The 25802-nt window shown below is 69.3% G+C and carries 30 protein-coding genes and 1 pseudogene; 11 read left to right on the forward strand and 20 right to left on the reverse strand.

Going from position 1 to position 25802, the window contains the following annotated elements:
* Nucleotides 1–242: 242 nt before the first annotated feature.
* The gene (locus DEJ48_RS10795) at nucleotides 243–725 is read right to left on the reverse strand and encodes a hypothetical protein (RefSeq protein ID WP_150215940.1); all 483 of its coding nucleotides are present in this window, start codon (nucleotides 723–725) and stop codon (nucleotides 243–245) included.
* A gap of 546 nt (nucleotides 726–1271) precedes the next feature.
* Between DEJ48_RS10795 and DEJ48_RS10800 the strand changes: the two genes are divergently transcribed.
* The 10 genes and pseudogenes from DEJ48_RS10800 to DEJ48_RS10845 form a co-directional block, all read left to right on the forward strand.
* Nucleotides 1272–1481 (forward strand): hypothetical protein, encoded by a 210-nt coding sequence (locus DEJ48_RS10800; RefSeq protein ID WP_150215941.1) that lies wholly within the window; start codon nucleotides 1272–1274, stop codon nucleotides 1479–1481.
* A gap of 4 nt (nucleotides 1482–1485) precedes the next feature.
* On the forward strand, nucleotides 1486–1686 hold the full coding sequence (locus DEJ48_RS10805) for a hypothetical protein (RefSeq protein ID WP_150215942.1): 201 nt from the start codon (nucleotides 1486–1488) through the stop codon (nucleotides 1684–1686).
* Complete coding sequence (locus DEJ48_RS10810) at nucleotides 1683–2012, forward strand: hypothetical protein (RefSeq protein WP_150215943.1); 330 nt, start codon at nucleotides 1683–1685, stop codon at nucleotides 2010–2012. Before DEJ48_RS10805 ends, DEJ48_RS10810 begins: the two co-directional genes overlap by 4 nt.
* The gene (locus DEJ48_RS10815; RefSeq protein WP_150215944.1) at nucleotides 2012–2305 is read left to right on the forward strand and encodes a hypothetical protein; all 294 of its coding nucleotides are present in this window, start codon (nucleotides 2012–2014) and stop codon (nucleotides 2303–2305) included. The genes DEJ48_RS10810 and DEJ48_RS10815 overlap by 1 nt, the downstream gene beginning before the upstream one ends.
* Nucleotides 2306–2318: 13 nt before the next feature.
* Nucleotides 2319–2774 (forward strand): single-stranded DNA-binding protein, encoded by a 456-nt coding sequence (gene ssb, locus DEJ48_RS10820; RefSeq protein WP_150215945.1) that lies wholly within the window; start codon nucleotides 2319–2321, stop codon nucleotides 2772–2774.
* An 85-nt stretch (nucleotides 2775–2859) separates the two neighbouring features.
* Entirely contained in the window at nucleotides 2860–3696 is an 837-nt protein-coding gene (locus tag DEJ48_RS10825) for a phosphoadenosine phosphosulfate reductase (protein WP_150215946.1), read from the forward strand.
* An 89-nt stretch (nucleotides 3697–3785) separates the two neighbouring features.
* Nucleotides 3786–4664, forward strand: coding sequence for a bifunctional DNA primase/polymerase (locus DEJ48_RS10830; RefSeq protein WP_150215947.1), 879 nt, complete (start codon nucleotides 3786–3788; stop codon nucleotides 4662–4664).
* A complete protein-coding gene (locus DEJ48_RS10835; RefSeq protein ID WP_411757443.1) occupies nucleotides 4631–6142 on the forward strand; it encodes an ATP-binding protein in 1512 nt (503 codons plus the stop codon). The genes DEJ48_RS10830 and DEJ48_RS10835 overlap by 34 nt, the downstream gene beginning before the upstream one ends.
* A gap of 454 nt (nucleotides 6143–6596) precedes the next feature.
* Nucleotides 6597–6842, forward strand: a complete 246-nt coding sequence (locus DEJ48_RS10840; protein ID WP_150215949.1) for a helix-turn-helix domain-containing protein — start codon at nucleotides 6597–6599, stop codon at nucleotides 6840–6842.
* 75 nt (nucleotides 6843–6917) lie between these two features.
* Nucleotides 6918–8129, forward strand: a pseudogene (locus DEJ48_RS10845) (tyrosine-type recombinase/integrase); the annotation flags it as partial.
* Between the two features lie 598 nt (nucleotides 8130–8727).
* On the opposite strand, the gene DEJ48_RS10850 reads toward DEJ48_RS10845, so the two are convergent.
* The 5 genes from DEJ48_RS10850 to rpsB form a co-directional block, all read right to left on the reverse strand.
* The gene (locus DEJ48_RS10850) at nucleotides 8728–9834 is read right to left on the reverse strand and encodes a phosphatidate cytidylyltransferase (RefSeq protein WP_150215951.1); all 1107 of its coding nucleotides are present in this window, start codon (nucleotides 9832–9834) and stop codon (nucleotides 8728–8730) included.
* A 37-nt stretch (nucleotides 9835–9871) separates the two neighbouring features.
* Nucleotides 9872–10429: a ribosome recycling factor gene (gene frr, locus DEJ48_RS10855; protein WP_150186465.1), complete on the reverse strand. Its 558-nt coding sequence runs from the start codon at nucleotides 10427–10429 to the stop codon at nucleotides 9872–9874.
* A 156-nt stretch (nucleotides 10430–10585) separates the two neighbouring features.
* Nucleotides 10586–11347 (reverse strand): UMP kinase, encoded by a 762-nt coding sequence (pyrH, locus tag DEJ48_RS10860; RefSeq protein ID WP_150215952.1) that lies wholly within the window; start codon nucleotides 11345–11347, stop codon nucleotides 10586–10588.
* A 186-nt stretch (nucleotides 11348–11533) separates the two neighbouring features.
* On the reverse strand, nucleotides 11534–12370 hold the full coding sequence (tsf, locus tag DEJ48_RS10865) for a translation elongation factor Ts (RefSeq protein ID WP_055565939.1): 837 nt from the start codon (nucleotides 12368–12370) through the stop codon (nucleotides 11534–11536).
* Between the two features lie 101 nt (nucleotides 12371–12471).
* Nucleotides 12472–13377: a 30S ribosomal protein S2 gene (gene rpsB, locus DEJ48_RS10870; RefSeq protein ID WP_150215953.1), complete on the reverse strand. Its 906-nt coding sequence runs from the start codon at nucleotides 13375–13377 to the stop codon at nucleotides 12472–12474.
* A 314-nt stretch (nucleotides 13378–13691) separates the two neighbouring features.
* On the opposite strand from rpsB, the gene DEJ48_RS10875 reads away from it, so the two are divergent.
* Nucleotides 13692–14357: a M23 family metallopeptidase gene (locus tag DEJ48_RS10875; protein ID WP_150215954.1), complete on the forward strand. Its 666-nt coding sequence runs from the start codon at nucleotides 13692–13694 to the stop codon at nucleotides 14355–14357.
* Here DEJ48_RS10875 and DEJ48_RS10880 read toward each other — a convergent pair.
* From DEJ48_RS10880 to rimM, 14 genes are all read right to left on the reverse strand, one after another.
* Nucleotides 14311–14868: a TetR/AcrR family transcriptional regulator gene (locus DEJ48_RS10880; protein WP_150221109.1), complete on the reverse strand. Its 558-nt coding sequence runs from the start codon at nucleotides 14866–14868 to the stop codon at nucleotides 14311–14313. The genes DEJ48_RS10875 and DEJ48_RS10880 overlap by 47 nt on opposite strands.
* A gap of 106 nt (nucleotides 14869–14974) precedes the next feature.
* Nucleotides 14975–15817, reverse strand: coding sequence for an RNA polymerase sigma factor WhiG (whiG, locus tag DEJ48_RS10885; protein ID WP_150215955.1), 843 nt, complete (start codon nucleotides 15815–15817; stop codon nucleotides 14975–14977).
* 406 nt (nucleotides 15818–16223) lie between these two features.
* On the reverse strand, nucleotides 16224–17411 hold the full coding sequence (gene dprA / locus DEJ48_RS10890) for a DNA-processing protein DprA (protein WP_150221110.1): 1188 nt from the start codon (nucleotides 17409–17411) through the stop codon (nucleotides 16224–16226).
* Between the two features lie 8 nt (nucleotides 17412–17419).
* Nucleotides 17420–19039 (reverse strand): YifB family Mg chelatase-like AAA ATPase, encoded by a 1620-nt coding sequence (locus DEJ48_RS10895; RefSeq protein WP_150215956.1) that lies wholly within the window; start codon nucleotides 19037–19039, stop codon nucleotides 17420–17422.
* Nucleotides 19039–19446 carry a YraN family protein gene (locus DEJ48_RS10900; protein WP_150215957.1) on the reverse strand — a complete coding sequence of 136 codons (408 nt, stop codon included), beginning with the start codon at nucleotides 19444–19446 and terminating at the stop codon, nucleotides 19039–19041. Before DEJ48_RS10900 ends, DEJ48_RS10895 begins: the two co-directional genes overlap by 1 nt.
* A gap of 99 nt (nucleotides 19447–19545) precedes the next feature.
* Entirely contained in the window at nucleotides 19546–19854 is a 309-nt protein-coding gene (locus tag DEJ48_RS10905) for a DUF2469 domain-containing protein (protein WP_005311352.1), read from the reverse strand.
* 55 nt (nucleotides 19855–19909) lie between these two features.
* On the reverse strand, nucleotides 19910–20398 hold the full coding sequence (locus tag DEJ48_RS10910) for an NUDIX hydrolase (RefSeq protein ID WP_223831991.1): 489 nt from the start codon (nucleotides 20396–20398) through the stop codon (nucleotides 19910–19912).
* Nucleotides 20388–21146: a signal peptidase I gene (gene lepB / locus DEJ48_RS10915; RefSeq protein WP_150215959.1), complete on the reverse strand. Its 759-nt coding sequence runs from the start codon at nucleotides 21144–21146 to the stop codon at nucleotides 20388–20390. Before lepB (DEJ48_RS10915) ends, DEJ48_RS10910 begins: the two co-directional genes overlap by 11 nt.
* Before the next feature lie 80 nt (nucleotides 21147–21226).
* On the reverse strand, nucleotides 21227–22207 hold the full coding sequence (lepB, locus tag DEJ48_RS10920; protein WP_150215960.1) for a signal peptidase I: 981 nt from the start codon (nucleotides 22205–22207) through the stop codon (nucleotides 21227–21229).
* Complete coding sequence (gene lepB / locus DEJ48_RS10925; RefSeq protein WP_150215961.1) at nucleotides 22092–23177, reverse strand: signal peptidase I; 1086 nt, start codon at nucleotides 23175–23177, stop codon at nucleotides 22092–22094. The genes lepB (DEJ48_RS10920) and lepB (DEJ48_RS10925) overlap by 116 nt, the downstream gene beginning before the upstream one ends.
* The gene (lepB, locus tag DEJ48_RS10930) at nucleotides 23170–23892 is read right to left on the reverse strand and encodes a signal peptidase I (protein ID WP_150215962.1); all 723 of its coding nucleotides are present in this window, start codon (nucleotides 23890–23892) and stop codon (nucleotides 23170–23172) included. The genes lepB (DEJ48_RS10925) and lepB (DEJ48_RS10930) overlap by 8 nt, the downstream gene beginning before the upstream one ends.
* A 45-nt stretch (nucleotides 23893–23937) precedes the next feature.
* Nucleotides 23938–24288 (reverse strand): 50S ribosomal protein L19, encoded by a 351-nt coding sequence (gene rplS, locus DEJ48_RS10935; RefSeq protein ID WP_055569038.1) that lies wholly within the window; start codon nucleotides 24286–24288, stop codon nucleotides 23938–23940.
* A gap of 131 nt (nucleotides 24289–24419) precedes the next feature.
* Nucleotides 24420–25241: a tRNA (guanosine(37)-N1)-methyltransferase TrmD gene (trmD, locus tag DEJ48_RS10940; RefSeq protein ID WP_150215963.1), complete on the reverse strand. Its 822-nt coding sequence runs from the start codon at nucleotides 25239–25241 to the stop codon at nucleotides 24420–24422.
* Nucleotides 25241–25783 (reverse strand): ribosome maturation factor RimM, encoded by a 543-nt coding sequence (rimM, locus tag DEJ48_RS10945; protein ID WP_150215964.1) that lies wholly within the window; start codon nucleotides 25781–25783, stop codon nucleotides 25241–25243. The genes trmD and rimM overlap by 1 nt, the downstream gene beginning before the upstream one ends.
* Nucleotides 25784–25802 lie beyond the last annotated feature (19 nt).

The raw sequence follows: 25802 nt of genomic DNA on the forward strand, positions 1-25802 counted from the left end.
TTTACCCCGAGGTGAAACATGCCTTTCACCTCGGGGTGCGAGTCACCTTCGGCCTCTAGTTGCAACCCAGAAGACCAACAGGGCGCCCGGTACAGCAATAGCCAAATAGAACAGGGCCGACTGAGCCATGCTTCCGTCATCTGCCACAAATTCGCTACCGATTAGCAGGACGAAGAAGAAGGCGAATGCGGCGGCGGCCGTTCCGATAGCTGATGGGGTGCGCATGCTCCCCTCCTAGGCGTTTAGTAGCACTTGGCGCCCTTGAACTTGGCAAGGTAGGTGAACTTGAACTCTACACCCTTCTTGCACTTGTCGATCTTTTCGTTGCCCATGGATACAACCGCGGCGTAGACACCTGCGGCGACGGCTCCGCCGATCCCTCCGGTGATGGCGCCGATGAGACCGGCTGCAGTAGCCGCAGATCCAGCATTGACGGCCTTGGCCTGAGACTTACTCAGCTTCACGTAGACGTACCAACCAAGGCTGACACCACGCGCCACGACCTCGGTCGCGTCACTCTCCGGCACCTCACCCTTTACCACGGTGACGACCGGGGAATCCTTGAATGCCTCGACAGCCTCTTCGTAGGTGTATCCCTGCGAGGCGAGGTCCAGGTAAGCACCACCATCGTCAACTGCCGCTACTGCGGCGGGCTTTATTTCGCCCTGCCTAGCAGTTGTGGCAGACGCCGCAGGGGCAACCGCAGCAAGCAGCGCACCAGTCATGACTGCCGAGCAAGTTGCCTTAAAAACACGGGACTTGATCACTCGTAACCTCTGCCTTCATAACGCTAGGAATTTCTCGGGGCTGTTCGGACCAAAGGACCGTAGCATGATCAAATCTTTGCCAGCCTCGCCTCAATGCGGCGAGACAACGGCACGTCAATTCCCCTGCGGTGTAGGGAAGTTGCGGAAATTTCCAACGCGTGTGCACCCGCCAGGGCTGGAGCCCAGTTCGTTCCGCTTTGCGTATTTGAGACCCGATCGAAATCTACAGCGCTGTAGAACGGGCTCAAATTGACCTAAATGGCTAAAAATTGACTATCCGCTCGTATTCGCCACGAGCGCTTCAGGCGCGAGGCCCCTGAGCTCGTCAGCCACAGCCCGTTAGATCGCCCCTGTCTGACCCACGTCCATTTACGGACGAACCCAGCCGCCCAGAGCCAACTCTGGCCGGTCTTCCTGGCCTTCATCTGTCCATCTGCGGTCGCGAAGGTCGGGCAGGCCCACCGGCCCGCGCCCCACGTCCTGTCACAACTCGGAGGCTTCACCATGCTGTTGGGTAAGAGCACTGCCACGCGCTACGAGATCAGCATCACCCCGGTCGCCCCCGCCCGGCGGCCCATATGGTTCTGGGCCCTGATCGTCCTGCTCGTTCTCGCCCTCGCCGCCGTCATCGACGGGCGCGACGAGGACGCCAGCCCCACGCCCCAGCCCGGACATACGCAGACCGCCGACGTTCGCACCCACGGCCAGGAGTAGCGCCATGGCCTGCCGCGAGTGCACCGCAGGACACCCCGTCCTGCTCGACTCCTACCCGGCCGGCGACACCCGCGCCTCCCTCGTGGCCGCGCACCGTGCCACCCAGGCCCGCAACGAGGCCCCCGGCCCGGTCCACGTCCACTACGACCAGGCCAACGACACCTTCGCCGTCATCCGCACCGACCCCCAGGAGATCCCCGCATGAGTGCCGCCCTGTGGCCCGTCACGGCCCGCATCACCGCCGCCCTGGACGCGGCCAACGGCCGCGACGAACACGAGATCGCAATGCGCCTGCTCAAGGTCAACGAGGAGGCCGGGGAAGCCGCCGCCGCGTACATCGGCGCCACCGGCCAGAACCCCCGCAAGGGCCTGACCCACAGCCGCAACGACGTCGCCCAGGAACTGGCCGACGTCATCGTCGCCGCCGCGGTCGCCCTGCTCTCCCTCACCGACCACGCCCCCTCCGTGCTCAACACCAAGCTGCACGAAGCCGCTCGGCGCCTGCAGCTGCCGCCCAAGGACACACGCTGATGGCCCGGTTGCGCATCCAGCGCACCACCTGGCCCCGGCCCGCCCTCGTCCTGACCGACACGCCCCGCCCCGACTGCCCCGACTGCGAAGGCGCGGGCGGTGCGGAGTACGACTACGGCGACCCCGAGACCGGCGAGTACGCCGGTACCAACTGGGACCCGTGCCACTGCTGGGACGAACAGCGCCGCTGGATCGTGCTTTGGCTCCCGCGCCGCCGCTGGCCCCCGCACCGTCACACCGACCCGTGGGCCGCCCACGGCTACAGCAGCGAAACCCCCCTTCGAACCCACTGACCAGGGAGATTCCATGTCGTTCGGAGAGACCCCCATCACCGTCGTCGGCAACCTCACCGCCGACCCCGAAATCAAGTTCACCGAGGGCGGGGCCGCGCTCGCCAAGTTCACCATCGCGGCCACCCCGCGCGTCTTCGACCGCGACTCCAACCAGTGGAAGGACGGCACGTCCACGTTCTTCCGCTGCGCCGCCTGGCGCCACCTCGCCGAACACATCGGCGACTCGCTGACCAAGGGCTCCCGCGTGGTCGCCTTCGGCCGCATCCGGCAACACGACTGGCAGACCCCCGAGGGCGAGAACCGCTCCATGCTCGCCTTGGAGGTCGACGAGATCGGCGCCAGCCTGCGCTTCACCAACGTCACCATCCAGGGAAAGCGCAGCAACGGCGCCGCCGCGGCCGGCGCTGACCCGTGGAACACCGGCCAGCCGTCGGGCGACTCGACGTTCAGCGAGAAGCCCCCGTTCTAGCTGAGCCCGGGGCGGGCTGTCCTCTCGCCAAAGACTGCGGCCCGCCCCGGTTCTCCCGTCCTCATCACAGAAACAGGAGAATCACATGCCCACCACACAGTCGATCACGAGCACTGAGGTGTTGCGGTCGTTCAGCTACGGCGGCGGGGTCCAGTCCACGGCCGCTCTGGTTCTCGCGGCCCAGGGGGAGCTGGACTACCACACTTTTCTGATGGCGAACGTGGGGGACGACTCCGAACACCCCGGCACCATCGCCTACCTGCGCCAGTACGCCATCCCCTACGCCAAAGCGCACGGCCTTGAGCTGGTCGTTCTCGACCGCGTGATGAAGCGATCCGGTGAGGTCCGCACCCTCTTACAGGACCTGACTCGGGAGGGCTCGCGGTCGCTGAAAATCCCGGTGCGAATGTCGAACGGGGCCCCTGGCACCCGCTCGTGCACGGCCCAGTTCAAAATCGAGGTCATCGCCGATGAACTCAAGCGGCGCGGCGCCACCAAGGACGCGCCCGCCACGGTCGGGATCGGGATCAGCCTGGACGAGATCCAGCGGGCGAACAACCGGCGCTGCGAGCCGCACGAGCGCATCGAGTACCCGCTGTTGGAGCGCGGTATCCGGCGTATCGACTGCGCCCGCATCATCCGCGCCGCGGGCCTGCCGGTGCCGCCCAAGTCATCATGCTGGTTCTGCCCGTTCCACCGGCCGGAGACGTGGCATGACATGCGCCGCACTGAGCCGGAGCTGTTCGAGAAGGCCTGCCAGCTCGAAGAACTCCTCAACCGGCGACGTGACGAACTCGGCAAAGACCACGTCTGGCTGACCCGGTTCAACCGGAGCCTGCGGGCCGCGATCCCGGACGGCGTCGACACGCTGCCCTTCGACGAGTGGGACACCGGCTGTGACTCCGGCTGGTGCATGACCTAGAGCACGCCCGAGGCGGGCCGCCCTCTCGCCAAAGACTGCGGCCCGCCCCGGTTCTCCCGTCCTCATCACAGAAGCAGGAGACCCCCAGCATGAACCCTTGCGCCCCACCCCGGCGAGCCCCTCTCAGGCCACAGCCGACCGGGCTGCTGGCCACCGCGCTCACGCTCGCGTCCAAGGGCGTCCCCGTCCTGCCGCTGCGCGTGGGCAAGGCCCCCTTCAACAACTGCCCGGCCTGCGCCAAGAACGCATGCGGCGGCCGGCCGAACATGAAGCAGGCCGGGCCCTGCACCTGCCCGCACCCCTGCCACGCCTGGGCCGCCGCAACCACCAACCCCGACACCCTCACCTCCACCGCCTGGGCGACCGCCTGGCAGCGGGCCGCCGCGGTCGCCTACCACCCCGGCGGGGCGCGACTGACCGTCGTCGACCTCGATGACGCCGACGCCATCGCCTGGGCCCACGCCCACCTCCCGCGCACCCGCACCGTGCCCACCACACGCGGCCAGCACTGGATCTACCTGGGCACCATGCCCTCCGCCAACGGCGTCCGCCCCGGCATCGACATCAAGTCCCGTATGGCCTACGCCCGCTGGCTGGGGCCCGGCACCGGCCGCCCCACCGCCCTGCCCGACACGGTCCGGGCACTGGGCGTGAAGCCCGCCCCGGCCCGGTCGGTGCCCGCCTCCACCGTGCCCGCACCGGGCGGGGGCGGCGCCTGCCCGCACCGCACGCCGGCCTACCTGGACCGCGGCCTCACGATGGCCGAACAGCGCATCACCGAGGCCACCAGCGGCGTGCACGCCACCGTCTACCGCACGTTCCTGGCAGTGCTCTCCACCCACGGCCGGTGCGGCTGCCTCACCGACGCCCACATCACCCGCCTGTTCACCGCCGCACAGACCAAGGGCGAGACCCTGCGGCACTGCACCGACGCATGGACCAACGCCCGGTCCAAGTTGGGACTCTGACCGTGTCCGACGAGGAGAAGGACCCGGCGCGCAAGGTCATCACCGACTACGCGCAGTCCCACTTCCGGTACTTCCGCACGGTCGACGGCACCGTGTACGCCCAGCGCACCGGCCACCCCGTGGCCCGCCCCATCCGCTCCCAGGGCACCACCGGGAGCCACCGCCAAGAACTCATGGTCGGCCTCTTCCGCGACGAGGTCGGCGTCTTCAACGGAACCGCCCTCAAGGAGGCGTTGGACTTGATCGAAGCACTCGCGCTCGCCGAGCAGGTACAGCCCACCCACATCCGCGTCGCCCCCGGCTTCGACGGCGCCACCTGGCTCGACCTGGGCCGCGACGACGGACAGTCCGTACGCATCCACCCCACCGGCTGGGACATCCGCATCCCCGACCCCGAAGAGGTCTGCTGGCGGCGCACCCAGCTCACCGGCGAACTCCCCCTCCCCGAGAAGCAGACAGGCGGTAAGGGCCTGGATCTGCTGCTGCGGCTGTGCAACTTCGCCGACGCCCAGACCGAATGCCTGGCCCTCGCCTGGCTCATCGGCTGCCTCGAACCGTCCGTTCCCGTCCCGGCGCCGTTCCTCACCGGCCCGCAGGGCGCGGGCAAGTCGACCGCCGGACGGATGCTCATCCGCATCATCGAGGGCATGAGCGCCGACCTGCGGCGGCCTCCCAAGGACGAAGAGAACATGATCACGGCCGTAGCCGCCGGATGGATCACCGCCCTGGACAACCTCTCGCACCTGGCCCCGGACCTGTCCGACCTCATGTGCTGCGTCATCACCGGCGCCGAGAGCATCAAGCGCGCCCTGTTCACCGACGGCGACGTCGTCCGCTCCCGCTACCGCCGCCCCGTGTTGCTCACCGGCATCGACGTCGGCATCATCCGCCCCGACCTCGCCGAACGCCTCCTCACGCTGCGCCTGGAACGCCCCCAGGTACGGCGCACCGAAGCGGAACTGTGGGCGGAGTACGCCGAGATCCTGCCCACCGTCCTCGGCTCCCTGCTCGACCTCACCGTCAAGGTCCGCGCGGCCGAAGCAGAAACCCCCACCGACCTGCGCATGGCCGACTTCGCCCACCTGTGCGCGCAACTCGACGCGGCCATGAGCTTCGGGACGCTGGCCGCCTACCGGGCCAGCCTGGACGACCTGAACGACGACGTCATCGAAGGTGATCTGCTCGCGCAGACCGTCCTTCAGCACGCCGCCTCACTCGCCCCGGGCGAAGAGGCACGGATGACGTCGGCTGAGTGGCTGCACTGCCTCACCGCCCTCTACAGCGGCGAGGACTGCCGCCCCCTGCCCAAGGGCTGGCCTACCACCGGCAAGGTCCTTTCCGACCGGCTGCGGCGCATCCAGCCCACCCTGGCCGCCCGCGGCGTCCTGGTCGAGTGGGGCCGCACCCGCGCCGCCCGCTACATCGAGATCAGCCGCCCGGCCTCTGCCCCGCCGCACGCACAGCAGCCCGCGTTCTGACCACCGCACAGGCAGACAAGCAAGAGGAGCACGCCGCGCCGGGGGTGCTCCTCTTGCTGTTCGGCGGCGACAGCCGCCCTGCACAAGTCGCGCCGCGAAGCGGCCCGTTCTTCAAGTCCTAAGCGGCGACGTACAACCACAGAAACCACCCCTTCTTTTTCCTAAGTAGGGAAGATCTGCGTCACGGCGTCACCACGGCCCGACAGACGGCCTCTGACCAGCACAGACACCGGTGACGCAGACGGCGAATCCTGCGTCACCCCGCGTCACCCGCGTCACCGCGTGACGCGAGCCCGTGTCACAGGTGACGCAGGGCCCGCCCTGCCGCGTCACACAAGCCCACAGGTCAGAGGCCTGATTGACGCAGGTGACGCGATGACGCAGAAATCCGCACCTAGGACAACACGCAGACCGAGGGCCACCGACCGTCATACGACACATCCCCGAGGACCTCATGAGCCGACCCCGCCCCGCACAAGTCGACCCCCGCGCCACTCTTCGCGGCGGTCTCCCCGACCGCTACCTGACTCCCAGCGACATCGCCACGATGTTCGAGGTACCACTCGAAACGGTCTACCAGTGGCGAAAGAAGCGCACCGGCCCGCCCGGCTTCCGCGTCGGCAAGCACGTTCGCTACGACCCCGCCGACGTCCGCGCTTACGTCGCCCAGCAACGGCACGCCGAGGCCGACGCGGCGTAGTCCCGCACCTCTCCGTTCCCCAGGGAAGGCCACCTCAGTGGCCTTCCCTTCTGCATGAGGAGACCCAGTCACCACATGGCCGGCCACGTCCAAGACCGCTGGTACAAGACCGAACCCGGCGCCGACGGCAAGAACGTACGGGTCAAGACCGACCGTCACGGAGTCGGGCAGCGCTACCGCGCCCGCTACGTCGCGCCCGACGGCTCCGAGAAGTCCAAGAGCTTTCCCGACGGACAGAAGCGGCTCGCCGAGAAGTGGCTCACCGACCTCGCGTCCGACATGTCGCGCGGCAACTACGTCGATCCGCGCGCGGCGCGGATCACCTTCAAGAGCTACGCCGAGAAGTGGCTGCAGGCTCACACCGCTGACGTGTCCAGTCGGATCGCGACCGAGCAGCGGCTACGCCTGCACGCATTTCCCATCCTCGGCTCGCGCCCGCTCGACTCGTTCCGCCCGGAGCACATCCGAAAGCTCGTCAGCATCCTGGCCAGCAACCCCGCCGTAAGCGGCGGATACGCACGCAACATCTACGGCGACGTCCGAGCCATCCTCAGCGCAGCCGTCGACGATGGCCTACTCCCCCGCAATCCATGCTCAGCAAGATCTGTCCGCCCCCCATCGGGAGAGAGGCGGCGCGTCGTGCCGTGGCTTCCTTCGCAAGTGTCCGCTGTCCGCGCTGCACTCTCCGAGAGGTACCGAGCGATGGTGGATGCGGGCAGCGGGTGCGGCCTTCGGCAAGGGGAAATCGTGGGGCTCGCCGAGGACGCATTCGACTTCAGGTCCGCAACCCTGCGGGTAGTCCGGCAGGTGAAGCTGGTCCGGGGCACGGCCGTATTTGCGCCCCCGAAAGGCAACAAGGAACGCGACGTACCGCTGCCGCGGTCGGTCGCCGAATCCGTACGCGTCCACATGGGCTCGTTCAAACCGGTGGAGATCGCACTCCCCTGGCGCACCCCGGACGGTCCCCTCGTGTCCGCCCGCCTGCTCTTCACGAACGCCGCCAGCGGGATCGTCTGGCGCAGCAACTTCAACATCCAGGAGTGGAAGCCCGCGCTCGCCGCGGCCGGCCTCATCCCGGAAGCCGACGCCGACGGCAAGTACCAGTCGGCCCGCGAGCACGGCATGCACGCCCTGAGGCACTTCTACGCGTCCGTCCTGCTGGACGCCGGCGTGAGCGTCAAGGCTGTCAGCCATCACCTGGGGCACTCCGATCCTGGCCTGACGCTCCGGGTGTACGCACACCTGATGCCGAGCAGCGACGACCGGACCCGCGCGGCCATCGAGAGGACTGCACCCATGCCGCTCGCCTACGACGTGCGGAGTCCGCTGGACATCCCGTCCGGTGCGTTCCGCGACGGTGTGGTCGTCTTCCATGTTCATGGCTCCCGCTACGGCGGTCAGTGGCTCCTCGGAGCGATGACCACAGCGAAGGGTCCCGCGTTCGGCAAGATCCTGACGGCGGCGAGCACCAATCCCGATCACGCGGTCGACACGGCCGACGCCTGGGTCCGCGCGTACTGCGACAGCCACGGCCTGGAGTTGCTGAAGGCGGAGAATCTCAAGGAGAGGTTCCCGGTCGACCAGCGGCCGTATCAAGCGCTCGCCCGCTACCTCGTTGCCCGCGTCCCCAAGAGCGCTACGGGGTGGTCCGGTTTGGAGGGCTGATCCTGCTCTCACGGCCCAGGGACGGCCCACAGCAACGAAAACGGCCTCCTACCGACGCTAAAAGCGCAGGTAGGAGGCCGTTTTCAACCGGAATTACACGAGTTCTCCGGGTACAGGCATGGTCCTTCCAGTGTCGCAGACATACGACAAGGGGCTCGCCGCCCTGTGGACAACGAACCCCTCACGCACATCTACGCAGGTCAGACCCCGTGCCAACCGATCAGCCGGACCCCACGAACGCCACGAGCAGCAGCCACACCACCGGTGCCGTCGGCAGGAGGGAGTCCAGGCGGTCCATGATGCCGCCGTGGCCGGGCAGCAGCGTGCCCATGTCCTTGATGCCGAGGTCCCGCTTGATCATGGACTCGCCGAGGTCGCCGAGCGTGGCGCTCGCCGCGACGGCGAAGCCGATCACCAGGCCCTGCCACCACACACCGTCGTCGATGAGGAACTGCAGGCAGAGCGCGCCCGCGGCCATCGCGAAGGTGACCGCGCCGACCAGGCCCTCGCGGGTCTTGCCGGGGCTGATGCGCGGCGCCAGCTTGTGTTTGCCGAAGCGCCAGCCGATCGCGTACGCCCCCGTGTCGCTGACCACGGTCAGGAGCAGGAACGTGAGGACCCGCTGCGGACCGTCGTCCGCGGTGAGCATCAGCGCCACGAAGGTCGCGAGGAACGGGACGTAGAAGGCCGCGAAGACCCCCGCCGTGACGTCCTTCAGATAGCCCTCGGGCGGTTCCGTCATGCGCCAGACGAGGACGGCGAGCGCGGTGAGCGCCATCGCGACCCACGCGCCCTCGGTCCCGCGCACGTACCCGGCGACGACCATCGCCGCGCCGCCCACCGCGAGCGGCACGAGGGGCGCCTTGATGCCCTTGCGCTCCTCCAGGCGGGAGGTGAGCTCCCAGAGGCCGACGACGACGGCGACCGCTATCACGCCGATGAAGACGGCCTTCACGATGAACAGCGACGCGATGATCACCGCGCCGAGTCCCACACCGACTCCTATGGCTGCCCCGAGATCGCGGCCCGCGCTCTTCTTCTGCGGGGCGGCCGGGGCGGGCGGCGGCTGTGGTGCGCTGGGCATGGGCTCCTGCGGAGGCTCGTCACGGAACAGGGGGCCGCCCATCCGAGTGGCCCCCTGGTCGTCGTCCTGGTCTCCGCCGGTCACGGGTACGTCGGGCACGATGGGCATGGGCTGCGTCTCGGACGGAAACAGCGCGTCCTGCGCATCGTACGCGGGACCCGGCGGGGTCGCCCCCCGGCCGGGGCCCTGGTCGGACGGCCCCCAATACCCGGCTCTGGGCGCCCCCCAGGAAGAGTCGTTCACGGATCGGTTCCCTGATTCCTCGGACTCGAGCCTCGGCTCAGACTTCGAGCAGCTCGGCTTCCTTGTGCTTGAGCAGCTCGTCCACCTGGGCGACGTACTTCGCGGTGGTGTCGTCGAGCTCCTTCTCGGCGCGGCGCCCCTCGTCCTCGCCGACGTCGCCGTCCTTGATCGCCTTGTCGAAGGCCTCCTTGGCCTTGCGGCGGATCGACCGGATCGAGATCTTGGAGTCCTCGGCCTTGGTCTTGGCGACCTTGATGAACTCCTTGCGGCGGTCCTGGGTGAGCTCGGGGAAGGTCACCCGGATGATGTTGCCGTCGTTGCTCGGGTTGACGCCGAGGTCGGAGTCCCGGATGGCCTGCTCGATGTTGCGCAGCGCGCTCTTGTCGAACGGGGTCACCACGGCCATCCGCGGCTCGGGCACCGAGAACGAGGCCAGCTGGTTGATCGGCGTCAGCGCGCCGTAGTAGTCAGCCACGATCTTGTTGAACATCGCCGGGTGCGCACGGCCGGTGCGGATCGCGGCGAAGTCCTCCTTGGCGACCACGACGGCCTTCTCCATCTTCTCCTCGGCCTCGAGGAGGGTCTCTTCGATCACCACTTGCTCCTGCGTGTCTTGAGTGGCCCGGCTAGCACGGGGCGGCCGGCTGCGTCGCGTCTCTTTCCTGCACGGTGTCCGACCGGCAGGGCTTTGTCCATCCCCTCAAGGCCCGCCCGGCGGACGTTCCTTGAGGCTGGCCCAGGTCCCTCGGGATCAGGCCCGGCTTCCCTGGTCGCCCACGAGTGTGCCGATCTTCTCACCCTTGACGGCCCGCGCGATATTGCCCTCGGAGAGCAGCTCGAAGACCAGGATGGGCAGCTTGTTGTCCCGGCACAGCGTGATCGCGGTCATGTCGGCGACCTTGAGGTCGCGGGTGATGACCTCGCCGTAGCCGAGGGAGTCGAACTTCACCGCGTCGGGGTTGGTCTTCGGGTCGGAGTCGTAGACGCCGTCCACGCCGTTCTTGCCCATGAGCAGCGCCTCGGCGTCGATCTCCAGGGCGCGCTGCGCGGCGGTGGTGTCGGTGGAGAAGTACGGCATGCCCATGCCGGCGCCGAAGATGACCACACGGCCCTTCTCCAGGTGGCGCACGGCGCGCAGCGGGATGTACGGCTCCGCGACCTGCCCCATCGTGATGGCGGTCTGGACGCGGCAGTCGATGCCTTCCTTCTCCAGGAAGTCCTGCAGCGCGAGGCAGTTCATGACGGTGCCGAGCATGCCCATGTAGTCGGAGCGGGCCCGGTCCATGCCGCGCTGCTGGAGCTCGGCACCGCGGAAGAAGTTGCCTCCGCCGATGACGATGGCGATCTGGGCGCCGTCACGGACGACGGCGGCGATCTCCCGGGCGATGGCGTGCACCACGTCGGGGTCGACCCCGAGGCCTCCCCCACCGGCGAACGCCTCGCCGGAGAGCTTCAGCAGGAAGCGTCCGGCAACTTTGCCGTCATCACTCTTCGAGTCGGCCTGGGTGGTCATGTGCTTCTCGCTTCTCTTACTCGGCACAACATACGAAGAAGGCCACTGCCGGTGGGGTGTCGTTCGCAACCCATGCTCGGCAGTGGCCTCCTCGTCAGATCCTGCGGTCGTACGTCGCGTACGAGGACCGTACGCGGGCGACCGCTGTCGACCCTATACGGGTCTACCGTCGATCGCGGTACGGACTCAGATGCCGACCTTGATGCGCGAGAAGCGCTTCAGGGTGACACCGGCCTCGGCGAGAACCTTCTCGACCGACTTCTTGTTGTCCAGCGCGTAGGGCTGGCCGAGGAGGGTGGCCTCCTTGAAGAAGCCGTTGACGCGACCCTCGACGATCTTCGGGAGGGCGGCCTCGGGCTTGCCCTCGGCGCGGGTGGTCTCCTCGGCGACGCGACGCTCCGACTCGACGACGTCCGCGGGGACGTCCTCACGGGAGAGGTACTTCGGCGCGAAGGCGGCGATGTGCTGGGCGATGCCCTTGGCGACGTCGGCGTCGGCCTTGTCCAGCTCGACGAGGACACCGATCTGCGGGGGCAGGTCGGGCATCGTGCGGTGCATGTACGCGGAGACGTAGGCGCCCGAGAACTGCGCGAAGCGGTCCAGGACGATCTTCTCGCCGAGGTTGGCGTTGGCCTCGTCGACGTACGCCTGGACGGTCTTGCCGGCCTCGATCTCGGACGCGAGCAGCGCGTCGAGGTCGGCCGGGGACGTCTTGGCGATGTGGGCGGCGAGGTTGTTCGCGACGGCCTGGAACTTCTCGCCCTTGGCGACGAAGTCCGTCTCGCACTTCAGCTCGACGATGACACCGGAGGTGTTGTCGTCGGCGATGAGGGAGACCACGGCACCGTTCTCGGCGGAACGGCCCTCGCGCTTGGCGACGCCCTTCTGGCCCTTGATGCGGAGCGCCTCGACGGCCTTGTCGACGTTGCCCTCGGCCTCGTCGAGCGCCTTCTTGCAGTCCATCATGCCGGCGCCCGTGAGCTCACGGAGCTTCTTGACGTCAGCGGCGGTGTAGTTCGCCATGATCGAAAATTCTCTCTCGAAGTCTGAAAGATCTACGGAGGTCTACGGGTGAACGGCGGGGGCCGATCGGGCCCCCGCCGTCAACAACCGAACCTGTGAGGTCAGGCCTGCTCGGCGTCCGCGGCCGCGGCGGGGGCGTCGGCCTGCTCGGCGTCGGCAGCCTTCTCCGTCTCGGCGGACTTCTGAACCTCGGCCTCGGCCTCGGCGGCCTTCGGCTCCTCGGCCTTCTTCTCGCCCTCGAGCAGGTCGCGCTCCCACTCGGCGAGCGGCTCGCCCTGGGCCTTCTCGCCCGGCTTCGAGTCACCGGCGGCAACGCCGGAACGGGCGATGAGGCCCTCGGCGACGGCGTCGGCGATCACGCGGGTGAGCAGGGTGACGGAGCGGATCGCGTCGTCGTTGCCCGGGATCTTGTAGTCGACCTCGTCGGGGTCGCAGTTGGTGTCGAGGATGGCGACGACCGGGATGTTGAGCTTCCGGGCCTCGCCGACCGCGATGTGCTCCTTCTTGGTGTCCACGATCCAGACGGCGCTGGGCACCTTCTGCATCTCGCGGATACCACCGAGGGTCTTCTCCAGCTTGGCCTTCTCGCGCGAGAGCACGAGAAGCTCCTTCTTGGTCAGACCGGAAGCGGCGACGTCCTCGAAGTCGATCTGCTCGAGCTCCTTGAGGCGCTGCAGACGCTTGTAGACGGTCGAGAAGTTGGTGAGCATGCCGCCCAGCCAGCGCTGGTTGACGTAGGGCATGCCGACGCGGGTGGCCTGCTCCGCGATGGCCTCCTGCGCCTGCTTCTTCGTGCCGACGAACATGACCGTGCCGCCGTGGGCGACGGTCTCCTTGACGAACTCGTAGGCGCGGTCGATGTACGACAGCGACTGGAGCAGGTCGATGATGTAGATGCCGTTGCGCTCCGTGAAGATGAAGCGCTTCATCTTCGGGTTCCAACGACGGGTCTGGTGACCGAAGTGGACGCCGCTCTCCAGCAGCTCCCGCATCGTGACGACGGCCATGGCCGTTCTCCTTGAGAATCTCGGTTGTGCCGCGTGTGCCGGACGGCACTCGCGCCTGACGCCCGCTGTGCGCCTTGCCACTAGTTGCCACTAGGGACCGAGGGGCGCTGACACCGGCTTTTTCATGGCCTGGTGTCGGGGCGTGCGAAGTCGACCCGGTGACCCGGATCGCCAAAAGAAGTGTACGGGACCCGCGGGGTGGCAGGTGACGCCGCTTCCCTTGACCGGGTGACGCGGTTATCCACAAGCAGCGGGTCGTCCACAGAAATGGTCCATGATCCCCGCGGACGGGCCCGGCGCGGGACGGTTCTCGCATGTATCCGGAACTGCTGCTGCCCACGCTGGCGGCCCTGCTCGTGACCTTTCTGACGCCGGCCCCGACGGTGAGTCCGGCCCCGACTCCGGCCCCCGCTCCGGCCCGGGCCTCGACCTGGCCGGTCGGCGCCCGGCCCCCGGTCGTACGCGGGTGGAGCCCGCCGGCGACCGCGTACGGCGCGGGCCACCGGGGCGTGGACCTGGCCGCCGCCGCGGGCTCCGCGGTGCGCGCCGTGGCGCCGGGCCGTGTCTCGTTCGCGGGCCGGGTGGCGGACCGGGGCGTGGTCGCGGTGGAGCTGGACGGCACCGGGGACCCACCGCTGCGCACGACGTACGAACCGGTGCGGGCGACGGTGAAGAAGGGCGATGAGGTCAGCGCGGGCGACGCGGTGGGCTTCCTGGAGCGGCCGACGGGGCACTGCCCGACGAGCTGTCTCCACTGGGGCCTGCGCAGGGCGCGGACGTACCTGAACCCGCTGACGCTCCTGCCACCGTGGCTGCTGCGCCACGGCCCGTCCCGCCTGCTGCCCCTGTACGGTCCACTGCCGGGCCCCGCACGACCGCTCCTGTACGGAGGACCTCTGGCGCGACCGCCGGCTCGCTTCTACGCGCCGGGGCTCAGCCCCGGACTCCCCGCAGCGCCATGGCCACGGCTGCCTCCGTGATGGCCTCCGGCTGCTCCGCCACTCCGAGCTCGATGCGCCGCACCGCGGCGTCCACGATGCCCTGGAGCAGCATGGCCGCCATCCGGGGCTGCTCGTGCCCCAGCTCTTCGAGCGCCTCGACGATCATCGCGATGAGGCCGCCGTGCGCGGCACGGATCTTCTCCCGCGCCCCGGCGTCGAGCTCGCTCGCGGAGATGGCGACCACGGCGCGGTGCCGCCGGTCCCCGACCAGCGCCAGCTGGCGTCGTACGTAGGCCTCGACCTTGCCCTCGGCCGACTCCGCGCACTCCATCGCGGCCGAGACCTCCGCCGCCCAGACGGGGAAGTCGACCTCGCACAGCTCTTCGACCACGGCGGCCCGCGACCGGAAGTACTCGTACACGGACGACCGGGCAAGACCGGTGCGCTCGGCGAGTGCGGGGAAGGTCAGCGCCTCCGTACCGCCTTCGGACAGCAGGGAACGCGCGGCGTCCAGCAGGGCGCCGCGCTGCATCGACCGGTGCTCGGCCACGGAGGCCGCTCGAATCCTTGGCACAGCTCCACTTTACGGACGGGACGGCGCGCGCGGGAGCCGCTCCCGGCGCGCACGCCCTCGGGCAGGGACGATTCAGCGACGCTCAGCGCCCAAAACTCGCCAGCTTCGCGCGCAGCTGCAGCACGGATTTGGTGTGGATCTGACTCACTCGGCTCTCGGTCACACCGAGGACGTTGCCGATCTCGGCGAGCGTGAGCCCTTCGTAGTAGTAGAGCGTGACGACGGTCTTCTCACGCTCCGGCAGCGTGTTGATGGCCCGCGCCAGCAGTCTGCGCAGCTCACGGTCCTCGGCGACCTCCACGGGGTTGTCGGCCGCGTGGTCCTCGAGCGTGTCCATGAGGCTGAGCCGGTCGCCGCCCTCGCTGCCCGCGTGCAGCAGCTCTTCGAGGGCCACGACGTTCGCCAGCGACAACTGGCTGAAAACCGCATGCAGTTCCTCCAGCGCGATCCCCATCTCGGCCGCGACCTCGCCCTCCGACGGGGTGCGCCTCAACTGCGCCTCGAGTGTGGCGTAGGCCCGCTCGACGTTGCGTGCCTTCTGCCGCACCGAACGCGGGATCCAGTCGAGCGCCCGCAGCTCGTCGATCATCGCCCCGCGGATGCGGGTGATCGCGTAGGTCTCGAACTTGATGGACCGCTCGATGTCGAACTTCTCGATCGCGTCGATGAGCCCGAACACGCCGGACGACACGAAGTCGGCCTGCTCGACATTGGGCGGCAGCCCCACGCTGACCCGGCCCGCGACGTACTTCACCAGCGGCGAGTAGTGCAGGATCAGCTGCTCCCGCAGGCGGCCGTCCCCCGTCTCCTTGTACGAACGCCACAACTCGTCCAGCGACGAGGGCGCGGGGGGCCGCTCCTGCTCGCCGCTACGGGCGGCGGGGGGAACCGCTGCCCGATCGGACCCTGAGGTGTGCTGGGGCATTCGTCGCCTTGAGCCGTTCTGCCGTGAACCGGGGAGGTCGGGGAGGCCACCTGAACCCGGCTGGTCGCCGGAGCCGGGGACCTCGCCTGAACTGGGGAGATCGCGTGGGTCGGTGAGGTCGCGCGAGCCGGTGGAGTCACCGGTGTCGCTCGCGCCGGAGCGGTGGGGAGCGTGCGTGGAGTGAATGAGGTCGTCCGTCTGTTGCCTGTCCGCGTCGGAATCTGTGTGAGCGTAGCGTGACTGAAGTGTCGCAGTGAGCGAAGAGTATGGGATCGCGCGTGCGCAGATACGTTCCGCTTACCCCCGCACGGAGTCGACGCCGTCGCTCTGTGTGATGACTTCGGCGTGCCAACTGCGCGATTTCCCAAGGTCGTCGGGGGGTAGCCGTTCAGCGCATTACTCTTGGTCACCGTTTCTTCGCGTCAGTGGGCTCGGACAGAATCGCCTGGCGTGTCAACTGCCAGCCGTCGCCGTGTCGTTCGACGAACCCCAACGATTGAAGTTCGTACAGCCGCCCGACCGCGTCGTCCTCGGTGGTCCCCGCACCGATCGCGATGTCCCGCACCGCCACGAGCCCCCGCGCGGGCAGGGCGGCGAGGACCCGCCGCACTCCGGAAGCCAGCAGGTCACGCGGCACCACGGGTCCCCGCCGGGCCGGGGCGAGCTCCCCCATGTCACCGACCAGCTCGACGACTTCGGAGGCGTCCGTGACGAGGACTCCGTCACCCCTCAGCAGTTCGTGCACCCCGGCCGACAGACCGCTGGTCGCGGGCCCCGGCACCCCCATGACGAAGCGCCCCAACTCCCGAGCACTGCGCGCCGTGGCGAGCGCCCCACTGCGATATGCGGCCTCGACCACCACCGTTCCCCTGGTCAGCGCCGCGATCACCCTGTTGCGCAGAATGAACCGGCTCGGCGTCGGATGGTCCCCCGGCGGCAACTCACCCACCACGAGGCCCTGTTCCGCGATGCGCCCGATCAGCCCGGCGTGTCCCCGCGGATAGGGCCGGTCGACCCCGCAGGCCAGCACGGCGACGGTTGCACCGCCGGCACCGAGCGCCCCTCGGTGTGCGGCGCCGTCCACCCCGTACGCCCCACCGGAGATCACGACCCAGCCGCGCTCCGCGAGCCCCACGGCGAGCTCGGCCGCCATGTGTGCGCCGTACTCCGAACAGGCCCGTGAGCCGACGACAGCCACCGACCGCAGCCCCCATATCCGCAGGGAGGGCCGCCCCCGCACCCAGAGCCCGACCGGCCGCGCGTCCCCCAGGCCGTCCAGGGTGACCGGCCACTCCCCGTCCCCGGGACACACGAACCTCCCCCCGACGTCCCGCACCGCCGCCAGATCCCGCTCCGGGCACACCGCGGCGGCCCGCGCCCGCAGCCCTCCCCACCGCCGCGCCGTCACCCCGGGCAGCCGCTCCTTTTCCTCCGTTCCGGTGAGACGCCGCAGCACCTCATCCGGCCCGACCTCTCGCAGCCACCGCCCGCCGACCGCGTCCCCCGGTTCGAGGACCCGCGTCAACGCGACACGAGCCAGCCGCTCCCCGTCCGAGGGCGGAGCCGACGGACCCTCCGGCACTTCCTCCGGCATTTCGGGGCTCACGAGGGCGCCCCGATCACCATCGGCACGCCCCGGGCGATCCCCGTGCGCAGTTGCAGCGCGAGAGCGACGTCCTGCGCGAGGGGCCGGTCGTGCCCCGCCAGGTCGGCCACGGTCCAGGCGACCCGCAGGACGCGGTCCAGTCCGCGGGCCGTCAGGAAGCCTCGCTCCAGGTCCAGCTCGGCCGCCTCCAGCGCGCCGGGCGCCGCGGGCCAGCGCGTGCGCAGGGCGTGCCCCGCGACCTCGCTGTTCGTCCGCCATCCGGTGCCGGCCAGACGGGCGGCCGCTCTCTCACGCGCGGCGCGCACCCGGTCGGCGACGGTCCGGGTGGACTCTCCCGGCGTGCCGTATCCGGCCAGCTCGGAGCGGGTGACGGCCTCCACCTCGACCTTCAGGTCGACGCGGTCGAGCAGCGGGCCCGACAAACGGGCCTGATAGCGGCGGATGACGGAAGCGGGGCATTCACAGCCCTCGCCCAGCAACGTGTGCCGACCGCACGGGCAGGGGTTCGCCGCGAGCACCATCAGGAACTTGGCGGGCAGCCGCACCACTCCGGCGCTGCGCGCGATGACCACGTGCCCCGACTCCAGGGGCTGCCGCAGCGAGTCCAGCGTCTTGCCGCTGAACTCGGGCGCCTCATCCAGGAAGAGCACCCCGCGATGAGCCAGCGAGACCGCTCCCGGCCGGGCGATTCCCTTGCCGCCGCCCACCAGCGACTGCATGGTCGCGGAGTGGTGCGGCGCGCAGTACGGCGCGATGTCCACCAGCGGCCTGCCCGGGGGCAGCATGCCCGCCACCGAGTGGACCGCCGTGACCTCCAGGGACTCCTCCCGTGTCAGCCGGGGCAGGACTGCCGGGAGCCGCTCGGCGAGCATGGTCTTTCCCGCGCCCGGTGGCCCTTGCAGGAAGAGGTGGTGGCCGCCCGCCGCGGCCACTTCGACGGCCGTCCTGGCCGCCGCCTGCCCGACGACATCGGCCAGGTCGAGCGCGTGGGCGTCGTCCGGGCCGCCGCTGAGCCCCGTACCGACACCGGTTCCCGGTACGCAGAGCCCGGCGAGCAGCGGATCGGGCCGCCCGGGTTCGTCGGGCTCCTCCTCCGGCACCGGCTCGTCGGTGAGGACGGCGATGAGCTGCCGCAGGCTGCGCACCCCGAGGACCGAGATGCCCGGCACCAGCGAGGCCTCGGCGGCGGTGCACTCCGGGACAACCACCTGTTCGTACCCCGCGTCGGCCGCCGCGAGCACCGCGGGCAGCACCCCGAGGACCGGGCGCACCCGGCCGTCGAGTCCGAGCTCCCCGATCATGACGATGTCGGCGAGGACCCGGGGATCGATCCGCTCCGCCGCCCCGAGGACCGCACAGGCGACGGCAAGATCGAACCCGCTGCCGCCCTTCGGCACCGACGCCGGGCTCAGCCCGACCGTGAGTTTCTTCTGCGGCCACTCCCCGCCCGAGTTGACCACGGCCGCCCTGACCCGGTCGCGGCTCTCGGTCAGGCTCTTGTCCGGCAGCCCCACCAGCGTGAAGGCCGCGACCCCGGGCTCCAGGTCGGCCTGCACCTCGACGACCACGCCCTCGACTCCGACCAGCGCCACCGAACACGTACGCGCGAATCCCATCAGGCCACCCCCCGCGCGTGCTCGACCACGGGAACGCCGCGTCGCGGGATCAGGACGCCGACCAGGTCGATGCGGACGCCGCCCGGCGGCGGACCGCCGCGCTCCTCGATCCAGCGCTCGGCGAGCCTTCGCAGGCGCTCCGCCTTGGTCCGGCCGACGCCCGCCATCGGATGTTCGAAGGGAGGGGAGCCGCCCGGGCCCCCTCTGCGCGTCTTGACCTCGCAGACGACGAGTGCCTCGCCGTCCATGGCCACGATGTCGATCTCACCGGTCCTGCCCGCGCGCCAATTGCGCTCCAGGACCGTCATCCCCGCGTCGACCAGCCGTCGTGCGGCCAGATCCTCGCCGTACCTGCCGAGTGCTCCCCGTGCGTTCATGTCGGCATCACCTCCGACATCCACGGTCACGGTTCAGCCCGCACCTATTGGATCTTGGTGCACTACTCGCCGATTGTGGAAAACCACGCCACCCCGCCGAGTGAAGACGAAGTCGGCGCGGCCAGGAGGTCAGCTGCCCGGAAGCTCCAGATCGCTCTTGTTGAGCTCCTCGATGTTCACGTCCTTGAACGTGAGCACCCGCACCTGCTTGACGAACCTGGCGGGCCTGTACATGTCCCACACCCAGGCGTCCGCCATGGAGACCTCGAAGAACACCTCGCCCTGAACCGAGTGCACCTGCATCTCGTAGTCATTGGTGAGGTAGAAACGGCGTTCGGTCTCGATCACGTATTTGAACAGCCCGACGACATCGCGGTACTCCCGGTAGAGCTTCAGCTCCATCTCGGTCTCGTACTTCTCGAGGTCCTCGGCGCTCATGGCATGTTCCCCTTCAGCCGTGCGTCCCCCTATTGTGCGTCAGCCCCGCGAGCCCCTACACGATTTCCGTGTCGAGGATCTCGGGCCTTTCCGGGGGCCCCTCGTCGAGCAGTCTGCGAAGCAGCTCGGCGAGCCTGGTCGGATACACCGTCTCATGAGCCTCGGTCAGTTCTCGGCACGTCCACCAACGTGCTCCGTCGACGCTGCGTCTTTCCAGCTCCGTGAGGCCCTCCGCGGCGATGGTGGTCTGCGACGTACGGGCCAGGTAGTACCACTCGTCCTGATCCCAGCGCCGCCCCGCGAAGGGGAAGGAACAGACGCGCCGCCACAGGACCGGGCCGAATTCCACCTCGGTGATGCCGGTCTCCTCCCGCAGCTCGCGCAGGGCCGCCTGTTCGCGCGTTTCGTCGCCCTCAACCCCGCCGCCCGGCGTGAACCACCAGTCGTCCGCCGCGTTCTCCGGCTCGAAGCCGTGCATCAGCAGGATGCGGTCGTTCGGGTCGAGCAGGATCACCCGGGCGACCCTGCGCAGATCAGCCGACACCGGCGGTCTCCTGCGCGCCACTGCCGGCGCGGCGACGGTCCGCGCGCCTGGCCACCGGTCCGTAGGCCGCGCCGCCCAGGACGAGGACCATGCCCGCCACGACGGCGATCACCATCACGCGCAGGGGGCCCGGCTCGGAGACGCCGCCCGGTACGGCCGCGAAGCCGTCGGGCCGCTCCAGCATGCCGAAGCGCTCCATCGGCCAGGCCACCGCGTCGACCCGCGCCTTCACGGCCTTCCGCGACACCGTGCCGTTCTCCCCGTCGGTCAGGTGCGCGGTGGAGTCCAGCGACCCGCTGCGCTCGTCACCGAGCAGGAACAGGCGCCCCTTGGGGACCGTCGTGGCGGGGATGCGGGTGGCCACGGCGGCCTCGCCCTGATCGAGGAGATACGGTTCTGCGATGTCCTTGCCGTTGACGGTCAGCTTGCCGTCGTGACAGCAGGCGATCCTGTCGCCGCCTATGCCGACGACACGCTTCACCATGGGCAGGTCGCCCCACGTGGACTGCTCGAAGACGACGACGTCGCCACGGCGCACCTCGTCGCCGTCGATGCGCTGCGCGAGCACACGGTCGCCCGAGCCGATCGTCGGCGCCATCGATCCGGTCGGGACGGTGTACGGCTGGTACAGGACCGCGCCCCAGACGAACCCTCCGAGGAAGAGCACACAGCCGAGGGCCACGGCGATGCCCGACAGCACGCTGCCGAGCCGCCCGCGGCCCTCGTTCGTACGTTGTGTCCTGCTCATCCCAGTGCTCCCCCATCTCGGAGACGACCTCGCCGCCCGTGCGTACGGGCGGCGGAAGATCGGCGATCTGGGACGGCACCCTACCCGGCGGTACTGCCGCCAGAAACCCTCGCGCCGCGCGCGGCAGCCACCGTGAGACGGCGCCTGCGCCACAGCACGAGCGGCACGGCACCCGCGAGTCCGAGGACGCCCGGCGCCGCGCTGGAGAGCGCGTTGATGCCCGGCTGGTCGAAGGTGTCCGGCTTGGGCAGCGTCGCCCAGCGGGTGGGCGGCCAGGCGATCACGATGGCGCGGCCCACGACGTTGTCCACGGGGACGGCGCCGCCGCCGGGCTGCTTCTGGTGGTAGCGGGAGTCCAGCGAGTTCTGCCGGTGGTCACCCATGACCCAGATTTTGCCCTTGGGTACCTTGATCTTGAACTGGCCGCCCTGGTCGTCGACGCTGCACGGGGTGTTGCCCGCGAAGACGTACGGCTCGTTCAGCGCCTTGCCGTTGACCTTCACCGGGCCGGTGCCCTTGCACTCCACCGTGTCGCCCTCGACGCCGATGACGCGCTTGATGAGGTCCTTCTCGTCGGCGGACGGCATCAGGCCGACCCAGCCGAGGACCCGCTGGATCGCGTTCGGGTCGGGCGTGGGCTCGCCGTCCAGCCAGTGACCGGGGTCCCTGAAGACGACGACTTCGCCCCGCTCGGGCTCGGAACCGAACCACGGCGTCAGCTTGTCGACGAGGACGCGGTCGCCCTGCTGCAGCGTGTTCTGCATCGAGTCCGACGGGATCGAGAACGCCTGGACCAGGAACGTCTTGATGAGGAGCGCCAGGACCAGGGCGATACCGATGAGGAGCGGCAGCTCCTTCCAGAAGGAGCGGGGCTTCTTCTTCGGCTGCTCGGGGTCCTGCTCCCGCGTCGCGCCACCGGCGCCGTCACCGCCGTCGCCCACGGCGTCATTCCCGGGGGTCGTGCCGTCCGCGACGGCGTCGACGCCCGGCTCGTCGGATCGTCCCGGCCGATCTTCGGGCCCCTCGTGTCCGGATCGTGCGCCGACCGCCAAATCCCCCACATCCACTCCTCAGTCCGTGCCGCCGCCTGCCCCAGATGCGATGCAGGCCCACCACTCCCATAACGAGCGGGAGTTCCGCAGGGGTCGGGAGCCGGATCAATCCGTATCGATCGTCAGGGGCCAGCCTATGCGACGCTCCTGTGGCGATGTCCGATCCCGCACGCGCGTCGGGAACTGACGCATATGTGTCCGGTGCCTCCAGCTTGCGCCAGTGCCCGAAGGGCCATGCGATGACGACGGCGCGTCCGACGACCTCGTCCTCGGCGATCGTGCCGCTGAACTTCTCGGTGCGGTGGAAGCGGGAGTCGGCCGAGTCGCTCCTGTGGTCGCCCATCATGAAGAGGCGGCCTTCGGGGACCTTCACCTCGAACTCGAAGGCGGAGGGCTTGTCCCCCGGGTTGATGTAGGGCTCGTCGAGCGGCACGCCGTTGACGGTGACCTTGTCGTTCTTGTCGCAGCACTTCACGGTGTCGCCGCCGACGCCGATGACCCGCTTGATGAGGTCGCGTTCGCTGTCGGACGGCAGCAGACCGATCTGGGTCAGGCCTTCCTTGACCTGCTTGACGACCACGGGGTCGTCCTTCTTCTTGCCCTGTTCCTCTTCGAGCCAGCTGCCGGGGTCCTTGAAGACGACGACGTCGCCGCGCTCCGGCTTCGAGCCGAACCAGGGGGTGAGCTTGTCGACGAGGACACGGTCGCCGACCCGGATCGTCTGCTCCATGGAGCCCGACGGGATCACGAAGGCCTGCACCAGGAAGGTCTTCAGGACGAGGGCTATGAGCAGCGCCACACCTATGAGGAGGGGTATCTCCTTGATCGCCGAACGACGCCGGCGCCGCTTGACCTTCCTCGCGAGCTTGCGTCGCTCGGCCCGGCCGGGCAGGGCGGGGCCGTCGGTCGGCCGGGACCCCGTGGGCAGCCGGGTGTCGACGCGGTGGCCGGCCCCGCGTGTGCGTCCTCGGCTACCCATGCGCGCCGCCCGGTGCGGGCACGCGCGCGTAGCCGTCGGGGCGCTCCAGAGACGTCCAGCGGCCGACGGGCCAGGCGATCCAGTCGGCCCTGCCGATGACCGCGTCCACGGGGATCATGCCGCCGCCGGGCTCTCCGAGATGGTCGCGGGAGTCACGGGAGTCACTGCGGTGGTCGCCGAGCAGGAAAAGGCTGTCCTCGGGGACGACGACGTCGAAGGGCACCTTGGAGGCGGCGTCCCCCGGGTACAGGTACGGCTCGTCGATCGGCTCGCCGTTCACCTCGACCCTCCCCCGCTTGTCGCAGCAGACCACCCGGTCTCCCCCTGTGCCCACGACCCGCTTGATGTAGTCGGCTTCTCCGAAGTAGCCGCTTCCGTCGAAGACGACCGCGTCGCCCCGCTGCGGCTCGGAACCGAAACGGTACGCCAACTTGTTCACGAGCACCCGGTCCCCGGAGCGGAACGCGGGCTCCATGGAGCCGCTCGGGATCTGGAAGGGCTGCACCACGAAGGCACTGACCAGGATCAGGGCGCCCATGCACAGCAGGAACGACAGAGTGAACCCGCCGCCGGGTACGCGGTCGAGGAGCGACGCGAAAACGGAGCGCGACCGTTCCTCCGTCTCCTCGGATGCTTCGGCGACGTCAGGGACGTCTCCGGAATCGGAGGATGGGGAGGAGCGGTCGCGCTCCGTGTGCTGTGCTTCGGTGTCCATCGGGGCCAGATGCTATCCGGCCCCGCTGTGGACCCGCGCGGGAGCTCAGCTCTCGCGCTTCTCCTTGATCTTCGCGGCCTTGCCGCGCAGGTCACGGAGGTAGTACAGCTTCGCGCGACGCACGTCACCGCGGGTGACGAGCTCGATCTTCTCGACGATCGGGGTGTGCACCGGGAAGGTGCGCTCGACGCCGACGGAGAAGGAGACCTTGCGGACCGTGAAGGTCTCGCGCACGCCGGCACCCTGGCGGCGGATGACTACGCCCTTGAACTGCTGCACACGGGAGCGGTTGCCCTCGATGACGCGGACGTGGACGTTGACGGTGTCACCCGGGCGGAAGGCCGGGATGTCGCTGCGCAGCGACGCGCTGTCGACGGAGTCGAGCAGGTTAGCCATGATCGTCTGCTTTCTTCACTGATGCCACAGGTCATCAGCGGAACGTGGTGATGAGGTTTCGGTAGCTGATCGCGTCGGGCGGGCGTCGTTCCCCCTGTGGCAGGGGCGCACGCTGGACGTACAGCAGCGGTCTATTCTTCCACGGCCTCGGGGTTACGCCCAAATCGGCCGTCCGGCCCCGGCTGCCACCCCAGGATCGAGAGCATCTCGCGGTCCTTCTTGTCGAAGGCCTTGGGGTCGCAACGCTCAATGAGATCGGGCCTGTTGCGGGTCGTGCGCCGGAGCGCCTCGTCCCGCCGCCAGCGGGCGATCTTCCCGTGGTGTCCGCTCAGGAGGACGTCCGGGATGCCATGCCCGCGCCACTGGGGAGGCTTGGTGTACACCGGGCCTTCCAGGAGGTTGGCCATGGCTCCGGGGGCGAAGGAGTCGTCCTGGTGGGATTCGGCGTTGCCGAGGACGCCGGGCAGGAGGCGGGCCACGGCCTCGGTGACGACCAGGACGGCGGCTTCCCCGCCCGCGAGGACGTAGTCGCCGATGGAGACCTCGTAGACGGGCATGCGGGTCGCGTACTCGTCCGTGACGCGGCGGTCGATGCCTTCGTAGCGCGCGGGCGTGAAGACCAGCCAGGGGCGCTCGGAGAGCTCCACGGCCAGTTCCTGGGTGAAGGGGCGGCCGCTGGGCGTCGGGACGACCAGGACGGGGCCGTGGGCCCCGTTCTCGTACCCGTCGGCGAGCACGTCGTCGAGGGCCGCGCCCCACGGGTCGGTCTTCATGACCATGCCGGGGCCGCCGCCGTAGGGGGTGTCGTCGACCGTGTTGTGCCGGTCGTACGTCCACTCCCTGAGGTCGTGCACCTGGACGTCGAGCTGTCCACGCGCGCGTGCCTTGCCCACGAGGGAGACGTTCAGGGGGTCCAGGTACTCGGGGAAGATCGTGACGACGTCGAGCCGCATTACGCCTCGTCCCGGGTGGACGCGATCTCCGCGCGGTCGTCGATCAGCCCGGGGGGCGGGTCGATGACGGCCTTCTGCTCCTCCAGGTCGATCTCGACGACGATCTCCTGGACGAAGGGGATCATCACCTCGCTGCCGTCGGGCCGCTCCACGATGAAGAGGTCCTGCGAGGGCAGGTGCGAGATCTCGGTGATCCGGCCGATCTCCTCGCCGTCCTGGGTGACGACGTCGAGGTCCATGAGCTGGTGGTCGTAGAACTCGTCCTCTTCCTCGGGGAGCTCTTCGGGGTCCACCTCGGCGATGAGGAGGGTATTGCGCAGGGCCTCGGCGCCCGTGCGGTCGCGCACGCCCTCGAAGCGCAGGAGGAGGCGGCCGCTGTGCACGCGGCCGGACTCGATGGTCAGCGGCCCCGTGGCGGCGGGGTCGGTGGCGAGCACGGCGCCGGGGCCGAGCCGCAGCTCCGGCTCGTCGGTGCGTACCTCGACGGTGACCTCACCCTTGATGCCGTGGGCACGGCCGATACGGGCGACTACCAACTGCACTGCGTTTCTCCTCATCCAA

The sequence above is a fragment of the Streptomyces venezuelae genome (genome assembly GCF_008642315.1).
Classification (GTDB): Bacteria; Actinomycetota; Actinomycetes; order Streptomycetales; family Streptomycetaceae; genus Streptomyces; species Streptomyces venezuelae_D.